General features: G+C 46.1%; 15 protein-coding genes. 8 read left to right on the plus strand and 7 right to left on the minus strand.

Annotated elements, in window-relative coordinates:
* Positions 1-39: 39 nt before the first annotated feature.
* Entirely contained in the window at positions 40-1,311 is a 1,272-nt protein-coding gene (locus tag UNITIG_RS06620) for an HDOD domain-containing protein (RefSeq protein ID WP_101757671.1), read from the plus strand.
* A 52-nt stretch (positions 1,312-1,363) separates the two neighbouring features.
* Here UNITIG_RS06620 and UNITIG_RS06625 read toward each other — a convergent pair whose 3' ends face one another.
* Positions 1,364-1,819: a hypothetical protein gene (locus UNITIG_RS06625; protein WP_101757672.1), complete on the minus strand. Its 456-nt coding sequence runs from the start codon at positions 1,817-1,819 to the stop codon at positions 1,364-1,366.
* Positions 1,820-2,107: 288 nt separating this feature from the next.
* On the opposite strand from UNITIG_RS06625, the gene UNITIG_RS06630 reads away from it, so the two are divergent.
* From UNITIG_RS06630 to UNITIG_RS06655, 6 genes are all read left to right on the plus strand, one after another.
* Positions 2,108-2,620, plus strand: a complete 513-nt coding sequence (locus tag UNITIG_RS06630) for a TIGR03546 family protein (RefSeq protein ID WP_101757673.1) — start codon at positions 2,108-2,110, stop codon at positions 2,618-2,620.
* Positions 2,621-2,655: 35 nt separating this feature from the next.
* Entirely contained in the window at positions 2,656-4,344 is a 1,689-nt protein-coding gene (locus UNITIG_RS06635; protein ID WP_101757674.1) for a TIGR03545 family protein, read from the plus strand.
* Between the two features lie 262 nt (positions 4,345-4,606).
* Positions 4,607-5,725: a hypothetical protein gene (locus UNITIG_RS06640; protein WP_145999110.1), complete on the plus strand. Its 1,119-nt coding sequence runs from the start codon at positions 4,607-4,609 to the stop codon at positions 5,723-5,725.
* Between the two features lie 245 nt (positions 5,726-5,970).
* Complete coding sequence (locus UNITIG_RS06645; protein WP_101757676.1) at positions 5,971-6,849, plus strand: hypothetical protein; 879 nt, start codon at positions 5,971-5,973, stop codon at positions 6,847-6,849.
* A gap of 90 nt (positions 6,850-6,939) precedes the next feature.
* Positions 6,940-8,217, plus strand: a complete 1,278-nt coding sequence (locus tag UNITIG_RS06650; RefSeq protein WP_101757677.1) for an acyl-CoA dehydrogenase family protein — start codon at positions 6,940-6,942, stop codon at positions 8,215-8,217.
* A 288-nt stretch (positions 8,218-8,505) separates the two neighbouring features.
* The gene (locus UNITIG_RS06655) at positions 8,506-9,222 is read left to right on the plus strand and encodes a VPLPA-CTERM sorting domain-containing protein (protein ID WP_101757678.1); all 717 of its coding nucleotides are present in this window, start codon (positions 8,506-8,508) and stop codon (positions 9,220-9,222) included.
* Here the strand turns inward: UNITIG_RS06655 and UNITIG_RS06660 are convergent.
* Genes UNITIG_RS06660 through UNITIG_RS24135 form a run of 5 tightly spaced genes read right to left on the minus strand, consistent with a single transcriptional unit; the run spans position 9,219 to position 12,591 of the window.
* Complete coding sequence (locus UNITIG_RS06660; RefSeq protein ID WP_101757679.1) at positions 9,219-9,632, minus strand: globin; 414 nt, start codon at positions 9,630-9,632, stop codon at positions 9,219-9,221. The two genes, UNITIG_RS06655 and UNITIG_RS06660, sit on opposite strands and share 4 nt — an antisense overlap.
* Positions 9,633-9,656: 24 nt before the next feature.
* A complete protein-coding gene (locus UNITIG_RS06665) occupies positions 9,657-10,478 on the minus strand; it encodes an Asp/Glu racemase (protein ID WP_101757680.1) in 822 nt (273 codons plus the stop codon).
* Between the two features lie 27 nt (positions 10,479-10,505).
* Positions 10,506-11,711, minus strand: a complete 1,206-nt coding sequence (locus tag UNITIG_RS06670) for an NAD(P)/FAD-dependent oxidoreductase (protein WP_101757681.1) — start codon at positions 11,709-11,711, stop codon at positions 10,506-10,508.
* A 53-nt stretch (positions 11,712-11,764) separates the two neighbouring features.
* Complete coding sequence (locus tag UNITIG_RS06675) at positions 11,765-12,376, minus strand: Asp/Glu racemase (protein ID WP_235015294.1); 612 nt, start codon at positions 12,374-12,376, stop codon at positions 11,765-11,767.
* A 17-nt stretch (positions 12,377-12,393) separates the two neighbouring features.
* Entirely contained in the window at positions 12,394-12,591 is a 198-nt protein-coding gene (locus UNITIG_RS24135) for a hypothetical protein (protein ID WP_235015295.1), read from the minus strand.
* 325 nt (positions 12,592-12,916) lie between these two features.
* Between UNITIG_RS24135 and UNITIG_RS06680 the strand changes: the two genes are divergently transcribed.
* Positions 12,917-13,615 (plus strand): OmpW family protein, encoded by a 699-nt coding sequence (locus UNITIG_RS06680; RefSeq protein ID WP_101757682.1) that lies wholly within the window; start codon positions 12,917-12,919, stop codon positions 13,613-13,615.
* 66 nt (positions 13,616-13,681) lie between these two features.
* Here UNITIG_RS06680 and UNITIG_RS06685 read toward each other — a convergent pair whose 3' ends face one another.
* Positions 13,682-14,281 (minus strand): Yip1 family protein, encoded by a 600-nt coding sequence (locus tag UNITIG_RS06685; RefSeq protein WP_101757683.1) that lies wholly within the window; start codon positions 14,279-14,281, stop codon positions 13,682-13,684.
* Between the last annotated feature and the right edge of the window lie 25 nt (positions 14,282-14,306).

The raw sequence follows: 14,306 nt of genomic DNA on the forward strand, positions 1-14,306 counted from the left end.
GGGATGCGCCCCCCAAGTGACCCAGGAACTAAAAACGTCATGACAGACAATCAATCATCATCCTCTCTGCTGGAGTTACTCCGACATTACTCCCCCTTCGACAATATTGATGACAAATTGTTACAAATGCTGGCTATGGGCATAGAAGTCAAAACGGCGTCACAGGGTTTTACCCTGTTCAGCAGTGGCGATTACGACGCTGACGAGTTTTACCTGCTTAATGGCACCATCAATCTAGTCGCTAACGACGGTAGAGAAAACACCATTAATTCGGAAGATCCGAACACCCGTTTTCCCATTGCGCGTTTACGCCCCCGTATGTATACCGCCAAAGCGGCTACAGATATTCGCTACTTTGTGGTTTCAGCTTCGGTACTGGATGAATTACAGCGCAGTACCCGTAGCTCTAACAGCAATGTTATGGTGCAAGAAATGCAACAAAAAGCTGGCGAAGATGGTCATTCGCTGGTGTACGAATTTGAACAAGAACTAAAAACCGGCCGCTTTGTATTGCCCAGCCTGCCAGAAGTCGCATTTCGTATTCGCGAACTAATAGACAACCCCGAATGCAGCATGAATGACTTGGCTAAACTGGTAAACACTGATCCAGCCATCGCCGCCAAATTAGTCAAAGTAGCCAATAGCGTTATGTATCGTGGTGTTAGCCACTGCGACAACACGCAAGACGCCATCTCACGCCTCGGTTTAATCACTACTAAACAGCTAGTCACCAGTTTTGCGGTATTGGCGTTGTTCAATAGTAACTCACATACTTTTAAAGACCATATGCACCAGCTGTGGAGAAAGAGCGTTGAAGTTGCCTGCTATAGCTATGTACTGGCCAAACAACTGCCACGTTTCAATGAAGAAGAAGCGTTATTAGCCGGCTTAATTCATAGCATTGGCGAAATTGTGGTACTGACTTATGCTGAGCGCTTTTACGATTTATCAACCGATGCAAATCGCTTGAATATGGCTGCCAGTAGCTTGCGTGGCAAGCTGGGAGATATGGTATTAACCAAGTGGGACTTTAATGAAGAACTGATTACCGTAGCTCGAGAATCCCACGACTGGATGCGCAACGATGGCAACATCGCTGAAGATGGCTCCGACTTTGATTACTGTGACTTAGTACAGATCGCTATTCTCTACACCCTGCAAGGCACCGAACAACCGCCGTCATTACCCGAGATGACAACCATCCCCGCCTTTCAAAAATTGGCAAAAAGACAGCTTACCTCAGAACAAACGACTGCCATTGTGCAGGAAGCCGAGCAACAAATTGAAGAACTGCGCTCAATTTTTAACTAATCACAAGGTGCAGTATTTTCAGCGTAAACTATCACCCCTTTCGCCAAAGCTATTAACCTGTTGCCAATAGCTGGCCAATATAATCTGCTTCGTTATAAGGCAGCATTTCCGCCGTTAACAATGGCAGTTGCCTAACATTATCAGCAAGCTCAACCTCAGTTTGAACCGCCGTTTTATCAACTAAACTATCAATAAATGCCATCACCATAGCATCCACCTCAGGTCCTTGTTGCTGAAATAATTCATCTAATCGAGCCTTAAGCGCCGGACATGCAAGCGGCATAGCCTCTAACGTTTTAATAAAGCCGTTTTCATCAATAGATAATGTCCACAATTTGGCATGCTTAATCTGTTGCCGCTGGAAGCCTAACTCACCCACAGTAATTTGTTGACCACTAAAGTGAGGAAAGGGTAATTGACTGGAGAGCATTTGCTTCCAAAGATGATTAGTAATGTTACGCAGAGTGCCGTTATCACGCAGTAAAAAACGATAGGCTTTGTTTTTCATGTCACCACCAATCTAATCAGTATTTCATACTGTGGGTTGAAGGGTACTGCCATTACGTCTTACTATCGTTTTCAGTATAGCCAAGAAATCAGAAAAACCAGTATCCAAGACCAATAACTTTTAAAAAATTCTTTTTAAAACAAAGAGATAAGTAAAAATACCTATCTATTTCAAGCCGCGCATTCGATAGCTGCACAAGCAAACGCTATGAGGCTTAAGAAAGAAAAATCAGAGATTATAAAATATCGAACAACAGGCTATAGTGTTGCCTGTTAAACGGAGAAACCAATGATCACGCTGTTAGCAAAATTACTTAAAATTTTAAACTCGGAAGATAGCCCTGCACAGATCGCGCTGGCGGTTGTATTAGCCGCTATCATCGGCCTTACGCCATTGTATTCAGTACACAATATTGGCTTATTTTTAATTGTGTTAATCGTACGACTAAACCTGTCGATGTTTCTCATCAGTTTCGCTGTATTCACGCTACTGGCTTTTATCCTCGATCCATTGAGCCAGCTTTTAGGCCAGTACCTTTTATTTGCTGATAGTTTACAAGCGCTGTGGACCCAGCTTTATCAAAACAGCCTCTGGCGCTTACTGGCCTTTAATAACACTTTAGTGATTGGTAGTTTTTGCTTAGCACTTTTACTAAGCCCTATAATCTTTTTTGCTACGCGTTATATCGTGCTGCAATATCGTCAACAATTAATCGGCTGGGCTAAACAAACCCGGTTAGCTATTTGGCTCAAAGGCGGCAAGATTGTTAATGCCTATCAGTCACTGCAACAATATAGCTAAGTACAATTTCACTACCAATAGAGAGGATCAGTTTAATGCGTCAATGGATACGCTTTTGGGGGTTAGGTGCAGTCATCGTGATCGCCCTAACCTGGTATTTATGTATCGACTGGATTGTTAAAGCCAGCATTGAAACGCTGGCAACCAAAGCCAATGGCGCCAAAGTGGAGCTGAACTCCGCCACTCTGACGCTGTGGCCAACTAGCCTGAAACTTGCAGGTTTACAAGTTACCAACCCCGACGCCCCGATGACTAATTTATTCAGTGCCGGTGAAATCTCAACCCAGCTCGATGGGTTGATGCTATTACGCCGCCAACTGATTATCGATAACGCAACGCTGAACGGCCTTAGCTTCAACAGCCCCAGAAGCTCCAGCGGCAAAACCTTGAAAGTAAAAACCGCAGATGACAGTGATGATTTCTTTGATGGCATTGATTTAGGAGGTGTGATTCCAGGTTTCAGCTTGCCGGATACCGACCAAATCCTGAAAAAAGAAGAAGCGTACCTCAAAGCGGAAGTCAATGAAATTGAAAGCCGACTAAAAACTATCGAACAACGCTGGCAAGATAATATTAAAAACCTGCCAGATGACGACAAATTGGACGAATACAAACAACGCTGGAAAACAGCTAAAAAAGGCAATTTTTTAGAAAAACTGAATACCCTTAACTCTATCAAAGATGATCTTGATAAAGACCTGAAGTTAATCAGCTCATTAGAAAAACAATTAGCGAAAGACCAGCAACAAATTAAAACCGAAATCGATAATGCCAAATCTTTACCCGCACGAGAAGCAGACAGACTCATGACCTCAGTTGGCTTAGGTGGTGGTGAGGGTGGTTTTATGAGCGCTATTACCGGTGCGCAAGTTAAGCAATGGCTGCAACAAGGTCTGGCCTTATTCAAACAACTCTCGACCAAAATGCAGGCCAGTAGCGACCAGCCAGCAAAACCCAAACGCGGCGAAGGACTGTGGGTTAAATTTCCGGAACAAAACCCTTTGCCGCAAGTATTGGTACGCAAATTTACCGTCAGCGGCGAACTCGGCAACAGCGGCAATACCATTCGCTTTGATGGCAAAGGTAGTGACTTTGCCTTTCCAGCCACAGCATGGAAACAAGCGGCAAAACTCGCGCTCAGCGGCAATAACGCAGCGGGAGCAAGTGTTATTGCCAACGCGGTCTTTGATCATCGGCAAAGTGCCTTTAACGATCAGTTGCAGCTTGACGTTAATAACTTCGCGCTGAATGATTTGATACTCTCTGACAAGTCGGACCTTAAACTTACCCTGGCAAAAGCGCGCACCACTGTAAAAGGTAATGTTAGCCTGACCCCCGCGACTATCGATTTGAGCTTCAACGGGCAGTTTAATCAGGTCAGTTTGTTAGCCGATAGCGACAACCCCAGCACCAGCCAGCGTGTCATAGCCGAAACCTTGGCTAGTGTTGAGCAATTCAATCTGGCGCTAAGTGCCAGTGGCGACATTACCGCCCCCACCGTCAAATTAAAGTCCAATTTGGATTCAGTACTCGGCAAAAGCCTTAAAAAACAAGTCGGCGCACAAACCGACAAGCTCAAACTGCAATTGCAGCAAAAAATCCAACAACAACTTAGCGGCGAGCTGGGCGGCTTAAGCGACAAAGCCGACTACTTACAAAACATCGAACAGCTAATCGAGCAACGCCAGCAAGCCTTTAAGGAAGCAGGTAAAACCCTCAAATAAACTCCCGCAGCGTAATGGCTTATTAAAATGGCCTTTACGCTACAGCAGCAATTGCACTATAACGGTGCAGGCACAATCCCTGCACATAGCCCAATGACGAATAATCTTACACCTGTCTTATTTTGCAAGAGCTCGAACTAAGAGTCATTAGTCTTACTCTTTGATTTAATTCATTATTTTCAAGCGCGCACAAAAATTGCAGAGGTATTCCTATAACGACAAATCTCTGTCGCCTGACTAAAAATAATAATCGGGGAATATTATGAACCACGTCATTGTCTGCCTAATTACCGCCACACTTCTTACGCTCTCAACCCTATCCCACGCCCAAATCAATATGGGAATGGTTGGGGATAGCCTGACTGATGATTATCTGGGCGGTCCTGCACTCACTAATAATAATCTCGCGGCAGGTAGCTGGGGGCAGATTCTGGCCCACAGCAGAGGCAGCGACTTTAATTTCGGGGGCTACAAAAGCGTAGCTGACGGCACTTGGGATAATTCCATTCGCTACTCTGGTTACGAATACAACTACGCCACTTCTGGCGGTGTAGCGAGCGATAATACCATGAACACTATCGCCGGACTTGGCGTTCAAATCCCCGTCACCGCATTTGGAGCATCTTACCTTAGCGCCCAAACAGCTGGTCTGGCTCAAGAAATTAGTGCAGGTAACGTGAGCACAGCCTATGTGGGCATAGGCTCCAATGACTTCTTTTTCCGTACCAATATGTTTGATACCAGTGGCAACACCTACCCCAACCCTGACGGCGTCATTGACCAGGCATTTATTGATGATGTAGCCAGCTCCATTTTGGCTGGCGTTGATACCTTGCTGGCAGCGGGCGATGTCGACTTGTTATTAGGCTTGCTGCCTGCAGGTACAGCCGGTGGCAGTAATGCAGATATTCTCGCGGGGATTACAGCAGTTAACCAACAACTTATTGACGGAGCACTAGCCCGTGGCGTGGCGATTGTCGACCTCTGGAGCTGGACACTGGATGCTAATCGAGTTGATCAGGCCACCGGCACAGTCACTGTTGGCGGCTTAGAAATTGCACTTAACACTGCTGCGACTAATGCAGATATCAGCCTAATTGGTGACGGTGCTTTTTGTAATACGGCTGGCGAATGCGCCCTTGATTCACACGCCTTAAATTATGCCGCCGAAGACGGCTTACATCCAAACACCATCATTCAAGGTTTATTAGCCAATGAAATGATAGCCGCACTCAATGACAACTATGGCCATAATATTACTCAGCTCAGCGACCAGGAAATCTTAAGCTTGGCGGGAGTCAGTGCCGTGCCTGTTCCCGCAGCAATGTGGCTGTTTACGTCAGCGTTACTAGGCTTGGTTGGTCTTAAACGCCGTAACTAATATCTATCAATGCATTAAAAAAGGCCCATCCGGGCCTTTTTTAATGCCCACACAACTCTCCCAGTACAACGCCGACATTCCGCCTTAGTATCCCATCACGTCCAAAACCACAAATAACCCCCTCATAAATTGCGCTAAATCAAACAAGCTACAAACGGTCATTGCCTCAAAAGACATAAAGTTATATCAATACACCAAGCAAGCAATGATTGATAAGGGCCCAGCCCAACGACCGAGGATTAGCCATGAGCAAACAAGCCGACAGAATCGTCACCCCCATCATCGACATCTGGAAAAACGCCCCAGCAACCGATACCAGCGAGAGCTTTAATCGCCTATGGAGCATTATGGATGAGATGCATGCCAAGATCATGGCCCGCTTTCAGTTGCAGCGCGATCCCTGCTGTGATGACCTTCTTAATTACACCGCGCCTACCGGCATCACTGGTAATACTGAAGTCTATTCAGGCCCTGAAATAGACTGGTATGTACACTCATGGTGTGGCGATACCAGCAAAGGCTTTAGCAATATGCATATCACCATCACGCTGGGACCACAGGTGCTGGTGCCCAACTTTGGTTGCGCGCTGGGCACTATCCCCAAACTATTTATGTATAACGATTTAATTCCCCGAGTCGATACCTGGACCAATATCGATTACGTCGACCAGTTTTATACCGAAGTAAATGAGGAGTTTTTATCCTTCGCTGAAGACCCTCGCTTTATGCCTTTCGTCAGCCGCGACCTTTACACCCGCTTTGCAATGACCCCGACCGCAGTGGGCTACAGTGCAGAACCGGAAGACGAGATCTACGACAAAATTCGCGAAGTTTATATGAACCGGCTGGACCGCTGGTTGCAATGGGTTGATGAAGCACCTAAAACACCGGTGGAAATCCGCGAACAAATCGCGCAACGCGACCACATTGTACGCCGTAATATTTGCGAACGTGACCCTGCAAACAATATGGCAGATGAGTTTTACGGACCAGAGCTAGGAGACCGGCTGGTTAAAACCATCTCAGCACAATGCCGCACTCTGCCCCGCCCAAGTTTGGTCAACACCGTCTCACCGGCCTGGAATCCCAACACCGAAGGTGAAAACAAGCCACGTAATTATTGAGTAGTCAGCGGCAGCTATTGAGGCTGCCGCGCACTCAACCGATAGCAACGACCAATAACCACAATCAACAGAACAACACAGGGTGCAGCCATGACTTTAACCGGTGAAATTTTTGTAGAAAACATGTCCGCTGCTGAGCGAGACCGTGCCGCCATGGTGGAGCGGGTATTACCTGCTTTGCGTGATCATGCCGATGACGTTGATAAAGCCGGAGAGTTTTACATGCCCCATGTAAAAACTCTCAGCAATGCGGGATTACTCGGCTTAATGGTACCGGAGCAATATGGCGGTCTGGGAGGCGGCTTACGTGACCTATGCGCAGCGACATTCGCCATGGGCAGCGCTTGCCCGTCTACTGCACTGTGCTATTACTTCCAGTGTTCCGCCACTTCACGCGGCACGCTGCTATTAAAGGCTTTAGAACAAAACTTATTTAATGCCGAAGAAGCAGCCAAAGTCACCCAATGGGCAGAGCTACTGCTCAACTTGATAGGCCGTGAAGGCAAGTGGATGGGGAACTTCACCAGTGAAAATGTCAAAACCGAAAAAGCCAAAATCACGGTAGAAACTGTTGCTTCAAAAGTCGATGGCGGCTATCAACTTAACGGCGTGAAATCGTTTGCCTGTGCCTATGGTGTGGCTGATTATTATTTGGTGACGGCAAACCTGGAAGGCCATGATGATATCGATGGCATGTGTACGTTTATTGTCGATAGTAGCAGTGCCGGTTTGGACCGTCGGATCAAATGGGATGCTCTGGGTATGCGCGGCAGTGCCACTGACGGCTTGGTGATGAAAGATGTCTTTGTCAGTGATGAGTACTCACTACCGATTGTCGGTGCGTTTAAAAAATCCATGGATATGAGCCGCGGCTCTTTTGTCGGTAATCAAATGGCGGGCGGCGCGGTCTATCTCGGCATCGCCTATTCGGTATATGAATATATTCTCGACCAACTAAAAACCAAAACCTTTAAAGATACCGGCAAGCCCTATGGCACTGGCCCAATGTACCAGCAGCTACTGGGTGAAATGATGACCGACCTGCATACTGCCATGCTCTGGTTGCGCCGACAGTTGGAATTGGAAACCGCCGAGCCACCGTTATTGCCGAAAGATGAGGTCGTCAAACTCTGGCGCTTATGCAAAGGGCAAGTAGCCGAATCAGGGTTCAAACTCGCCACCAATGCATTGAAAGCGGCCGGCACCGGCGGCGCCTTAAGCAGCAGCTTAACCAACCGCGCTATTCGTGAGATGGCGATGGGGATTGTACAAGCGTATCCCGCTGAACGCGGAAAATTGGATGCCGCCAATACGGAAATTATCGGTAGCGGTGAAACGTTATTTGCCGGGCATAAAAAGAGTGCTTAATAATAGTCACTAACAAGTTGGCATTGAGGTTAACTTAAGGAGCTCAATGCCAACATGAAAGTATTTAAAACCACCTCAATCAATCCAGCCCCCTACAACAGACCCACTTGAGCGTCTAAGGCAGCTGTATTCGTGGTGAAATCACTACTAATCAAAACAAGCACCCTTGAAAAAGCTCCCCACCGCTATTAATACTGCCTTATTTTCACTATCATTATTTGCAGATTGATATTTTCCAAGATAGAATCCAAGTCAGACTGAATAAAAAAACAATAAGGAAGTTGAACAATGAAAAGAATCTCTTTCGTTACAATTATTGCATTATTCCTAAGCAGCCAATCTCTAGCGACCACCTATTACGTTACCTCTCAATTAACCGATGCCGCTGTGTTTGCGGATTACACTCGACAAGACTATGCCACTGACTGGAATGTTTCGGGTACCGTTTCAATCACCACAAACGAAGATGGCAGTTATATTATTGATGAGGACCAAACGGGTCACAGTATCAATCTCACTGGAAGTCAGTACGTGCAACTGCACGCAACGGGTGAAATGCGGCTGGACTTCAACCTGTCTGGGCAAGCTAAAGAAACAGGCGTCATCTTTGATCGAGGAACAGTTCCAGTTTATGTTAATGATGTGATCTATGATGCATGGGATGCTACAGCTAATCCCGTTGATTTTTCCAATGAAAGCGCTTACTCAACCAAAGCAGGCTTACAATTTTCAGATGGAAATATCGATGAGACAGGTATCATTACGATTGATCTGCCAGGCGTGCCTGCCCCCTATTATGTGAATATCAACCAAGCTATTGGTGGTGGAGATGGTTATTGGGGCTGGAACTTGCATTGGTTTATGGAGGGTACTTTGACACTGACTGAAGAGCCGCGCTATTCATTTCAGCGATCAGTATTTACTTCTCAAGTGCCAATTCCGGCGAGCATCTGGTTGTTCAACATTTCGCTCATTGGCCTGGCAGCAGTAAAACGAAAAAACTAATATCGTGACTGCATAAACTCAATTGCCGGGCGCATAAACTCCCGCCAAACGAAATCAACCCGTTGATCAAACTGGGGATCACATTCGCTGACTGCTTGCACCATACTATCAATCCACAACTGATAATATTCCGGTTTAATGTCCAGCGTATCGCGATTATGGTATTGAGCAATTCTCTCTAAATACGCGGCCGCTTCAGCTTGAACATCTGCTGCCACCATCGCCATATAAAAAGAGGTTTTCAATGCACGGATCTGATGATGCATATCACTGCTAGCAAACTTTGCGGCGATATCAGGTGATGACTCAGAAAAAATTTGATAAAACCGACCGAGAAACTTCGATGCGTTACCACATCGCTCCAGACTATCGTTAAATTCTGCCACTATCTCTTCAGTCAATGGTTTCATCACATCCCCTGTATTAACCAATAATTAAAACTCTTCTAGCAAGCGCCCTTTACCCACGATCCTGTCATTAATGCCACAAGCTCTTAATGCATGCCAGGCCGTCACTAAATTAATCGACAAGCAAGGCTTGCCAAGTGTGTGTTCCAGCGTTGGAAATATATCCGCCGTAGAAAGATTGGTTCCCGCTTGCACAATAACATCTACATCATCAGCGTCTACCGTTTTTACCGCATCTAACACCGCTGAAATAGGTGATCGCGCAATTTCCCAAGCGTTGGCACGACACAAGCCTTGAACTTTATTGACTTCAAAACCCATATCATTAAAAAACAATTCGACATTTTGATCCCCAATCGGCGGATAAGGATCAATCACGCCAATTTTTTTCGCACCAAAAGCTCGCAATGCTTCAACAATAGCACCGGCACCAGAGGTGAGGCCAATATCGCGGTCATAGGTCATCCCACCTTCAGGATCTATAGTTTTCCATTTTTCAATGTCATCCCGTATACGTTTTTCAAATTCGATATTACCGCTCTCGCCACCCCAAAACGTTTCAGCCGACATACCCAACATCAAATGATGAATATCCGCCGCCATACCGTTGCGCACAGCCAAAGGGAGTTCGGGGCGGATACCTTCCAAAAAACGCTCAAAGGCATTATCCACACCATCACCAGCCTGCTCACCATCGGCCTCCCAGTTTGGAGAAGACACCCAGAACCGGCTAGGGTGCCAAGTCACCCCGGGGAGATTAAGATTCTGCAAGTCGTATTCAACACCGGTATTAGTAGCGGGAATTAACACCCCTATTCGCGCGCGCTGAGCTAATTGAATATTATCCATTGTTGTTTATTCCTCTTAACGTGTCACTTAAGCCGCGTGCGACTGTTCAATACGATGATCCAGCATTGAAGCACGCAATAAATAAGCTCTGGCCTGCGCGGGATCAGTAGCCATTGCTTTCATCGCCTCGTTGCGCTTGGCCCGATCTTCGGCTTCAGTTAACACCAGGTCTGAATAATTTTTTGCTGCTTTTTGTTGCACCATATTTTTATGGTAATCCCGGCGAGCTATAGAATATTCATCCAGCGCAGCGTCAGCACCGCCCTGCAATACACTGATTAATTTCTCCGCTAACATCACTGCGTCCTGCACGCCGCTATTCAAGCCCTGCCCACCGGTAGGGTTATTCAAGTGCGCAGCATCGCCCGCCAAACAGACCCTACCCACACGGAATGTTTCAGCCGCTCGCTGTAAAACACTGTAGTAATTAACGACTTTAATATTGTATTGATAATCCTTGCCTACCACTTTTTCCAAGCGGCGACGACAGGATTCCTCTGATTTGAGGTCCGAGGTATCCACATCAGGCGGAATACGGAAAATAGTTCGAGTCATGGTGGGCAGTTCCATGCAGATGATCCATTCTTCCGGGTCATAAAAATATGCGACAGGGCCAATATCAGGATAGATCGCCGGCAAATCGATATCCGTCCCAATCAACAAAAACCGATCTTCATAGACACTGACTTCAGGAAACTTGATATCTAACTGAATTCTGGCTGGACTGCGCGGACCATCACAGGCACATAAATACTGCCCCTCTACCACCAATTCTTTACCACTCGGCGTATCGACATATAAGGTCACTGATTCACCGTGATCCTCAAACCTTAATGAAGCATGCGCCATATGTACCCGCACATTGCCGGTTTCCAACGCGGCGGGTAATAACTCACGGGTGATAATATTTTGTGGGCACTGCAAGCGGAAAGGAAATTTTGTATCCGCTTCGATCAGTGAGTAATCAAAACTCGCTACACATTCCTCAGTACCGCGTTCATAAAATTTTAGCGTGCTGGATTTTTTACCTTTGGCAATAATGCGATCCGCAACACCCAGCTGATCCCAAAACTCCAACGTCGAAGCATGAATGGTGCTGGCTCGAATTTCATCAGCCAGCTCTGCTTCAGCTTCGAACACCTCTACTTGATAGCCCGCCTTTCCCAAGGCCAAGGCCAATGTCAAACCAGTCGGCCCAGCCCCGGAAATTAATATTGGTAATTCACTAGTCATTATTTACCCCTTTGTTTAAACATTGCGCTGAAGTATTGAGACGCTCATTCAGATTAAAACTCTTCGAACAGACGGCCCATATTATCGAATTGATCATCCACTCCACAGGCGCGTAAAGCATGCCAGCAACACGCGGTATTAATGGAGATACAGGGTTTACCCAACCATTTTTCCAAAGTGGGAAATGTGAGCGCGGTTGATAAATTGGTACCAACTTGAATAACCGCGTCCACATCATCAGCATCAATTTGACGCACCACATCCATGACGCTGTCATTACCAAATTCTGGCGTCAGCGCAATGGCGTCAGTCGCATTGGCCGCCTTCAAGCCTGCAACATGCTTAACATCAAATCCCGACTCTTCAAAAAACTTGCGTACGTTTTTATCGCCGATAGGCTGATAAGGGCCCAGCACCGCAATTTTTTTAATGTTATGACCAACCGATTGATAAGCTGCAATCGCTGCATTAACGGCATTTGCTCCGGTAGTTAAGCCCAGATCACCGCACAACGATTGAATGTGCTCAACAAAACCGTCATTACCTTCAACACCTCCCCAAAAGGTTTCTGCTGACATCCCCATCATGATGTGATCCGGCTTACAGGTCAGCACATCTCGCACTGCATTGGGCACCGTACCGCGCAGCAACTCTAAAAATTTCACAAAATTTTCATCGTCACTCAAATCAGGGTGTTCAATAAAGAAGCGGGCAAAATGCCAACTGACGCCGCGGGTAAAATACGCTGGCAATCATATTCAACCGAAATATTAGTCGATGGGATAATGACCCCAATTTTGGCGCGATGGCCAACATAATTATCAAGAAATCCCCCAGTGCGCTGATCACGGTCACGGGTTTTGGAAAGGTCGATGGACATAAAGCTGCCTCTTTATTTTTAATAATCGTACGACATACTCTATACGGCCTTCAAAAGGCATCTTTGATTTAGAACAACTTATTCAGTCAAGTTTTGCTAAGAATTGTGTTAACTGCATTAATGATAAAAGACTGGTTTGCTTTAATAGTTTTGGAACTTACCCCAGCACATTTTATGGTTAAAAACTTGATCTATATAAAACATTTATGCTTTTTAGACTGAATCCTCTCCCGACCTGCCTCAAGTCAATTTCTTTCAATCCATTCAAACTTAAACTAGTCCCACTTATTACTCTTTACTTGAATAACACTTATCTGAGGTAACCATGGAAAAAAATAGATTAGTTAAGGCAATATCGGCAGCTATAGTAGCGATAACGCTACCCTGCGCTAGCAACGCCCATGAGCAAGGAGACTGGGTTGTACGAGTGGGGCTAGCAGCAGTAACACCCGATGAAAGCAGTAGTACTATTAGCACTACTGCTACTGGTCCACTGCCTGGCACCGAAGCCAGTGTCGATAACGACACTCAACTAGGCCTTAATATTGTTTATATGTGGAGTGATAATATTGGTATTGAACTACTGGCAGCCAGTCCGTTTGAACATGATATCCAAGCCAAAGGGCTGGACCAATATCTGGCAGTTGGCAGCAGCATTGATCTGGGCAGCACCAAGCACCTACCTCCGACCTTAAGTGCCCAATATTATTTCGGCAATAAAAATTCGCAGATCAGGCCTTATGTTGGTATCGGCATTAACTACACCACTTTTTTTGGCGAGGATTTAAGTAGCGATGCCGAAGCAGCACTGGCTGCTGACAATTTAAAACTGGATGACTCAGTGGGGCTTGCCACGCAGGCAGGTGTTGACTGGATCCTTGACGATCAATGGCTCCTCAACGCTTCGGTTTGGCATATGGATATTGATACCGAAGCCAGTTTTGATTCAGCACTTGGGGAAGTGAATGTAGACGTTGATATCGACCCCTGGGCTTATATGATCTCCATCGGCTATACCTTCTAACAAAACCAGAATACAAAAAAACGCCGCAAATGCGGCGTTTTTTTTGTAGTTGATCTACTTCAACTATTAGTCAGTAAAATCCGGAGCTGCGCCCATATCCCATAAAATCACCGAGCCACCCATAATCATCATGAGTATCACCATACAAAACGCAATCACCGCACTGGAAAACAAAAAACCGCGTTCTTCTGGTATCCCCATCACAATAGGTATCCCCAGATACAATAAATAGACTGCGTAAGACACTGCCGCCACACCAATCAATAAGTCCAGCCCGTAAACCGGGATAAAACCAATCACCCCGGCTAAAAACAAGGGAGTTGCCGAAATACCAGCTACCGCAATCCCTTTTGCCGTACTGGAATCAGTGCCATAAGTTTTCGACATCCAGTGAATCATATAACCAATCGCACAAATGGAGACCACCATAGTTAAATAAAACAAGATGATAATCACTATCGCACTCTCACGCGTCAATTTTATCACTTCGCCGTCACCCACTTTCCAACCAATCGCAGTAGTCCCATAAAACCAGGCAATCGCCGGAATACAGGCTAGCAGTGCGGTATAGAAGACCGACCCGATTAATGGAAAACTTTGTCTATCTGCAATAGACTGCCACTGGCCTTTCGGGTGAAAAATCACGCCAAACATATTTGCAATCATGATCTGCTCCTCTCGCTGACTTTTA

Source organism: Oceanicoccus sp. KOV_DT_Chl (assembly GCF_900120175.1).
In the GTDB taxonomy this organism is placed as follows: Bacteria; Pseudomonadota; Gammaproteobacteria; order Pseudomonadales; family Dasaniaceae; genus Oceanicoccus.

Excerpts from the sequence above, each read along its gene's own strand:
- UNITIG_RS06620 (WP_101757671.1), top strand. The coding sequence starts at position 40 with ATGACAGACAATCAATCATCATCCTCTCTGCTGGAGTTACTCCGACAT.
- UNITIG_RS06625 (WP_101757672.1), bottom strand. The coding sequence starts at position 1,819 with ATGAAAAACAAAGCCTATCGTTTTTTACTGCGTGATAACGGCACTCTG.
- UNITIG_RS06630 (WP_101757673.1), top strand. The coding sequence starts at position 2,108 with ATGATCACGCTGTTAGCAAAATTACTTAAAATTTTAAACTCGGAAGAT.
- UNITIG_RS06635 (WP_101757674.1), top strand. The coding sequence starts at position 2,656 with ATGCGTCAATGGATACGCTTTTGGGGGTTAGGTGCAGTCATCGTGATC.
- UNITIG_RS06640 (WP_145999110.1), top strand. The coding sequence starts at position 4,607 with ATGAACCACGTCATTGTCTGCCTAATTACCGCCACACTTCTTACGCTC.
- UNITIG_RS06645 (WP_101757676.1), top strand. The coding sequence starts at position 5,971 with ATGAGCAAACAAGCCGACAGAATCGTCACCCCCATCATCGACATCTGG.
- UNITIG_RS06650 (WP_101757677.1), top strand. The coding sequence starts at position 6,940 with ATGACTTTAACCGGTGAAATTTTTGTAGAAAACATGTCCGCTGCTGAG.
- UNITIG_RS06655 (WP_101757678.1), top strand. The coding sequence starts at position 8,506 with ATGAAAAGAATCTCTTTCGTTACAATTATTGCATTATTCCTAAGCAGC.
- UNITIG_RS06660 (WP_101757679.1), bottom strand. The coding sequence starts at position 9,632 with ATGAAACCATTGACTGAAGAGATAGTGGCAGAATTTAACGATAGTCTG.
- UNITIG_RS06665 (WP_101757680.1), bottom strand. The coding sequence starts at position 10,478 with ATGGATAATATTCAATTAGCTCAGCGCGCGCGAATAGGGGTGTTAATT.
- UNITIG_RS06670 (WP_101757681.1), bottom strand. The coding sequence starts at position 11,711 with ATGACTAGTGAATTACCAATATTAATTTCCGGGGCTGGGCCGACTGGT.
- UNITIG_RS24135 (WP_235015295.1), bottom strand. The coding sequence starts at position 12,591 with ATGTCCATCGACCTTTCCAAAACCCGTGACCGTGATCAGCGCACTGGG.
- UNITIG_RS06680 (WP_101757682.1), top strand. The coding sequence starts at position 12,917 with ATGGAAAAAAATAGATTAGTTAAGGCAATATCGGCAGCTATAGTAGCG.
- UNITIG_RS06685 (WP_101757683.1), bottom strand. The coding sequence starts at position 14,281 with ATGATTGCAAATATGTTTGGCGTGATTTTTCACCCGAAAGGCCAGTGG.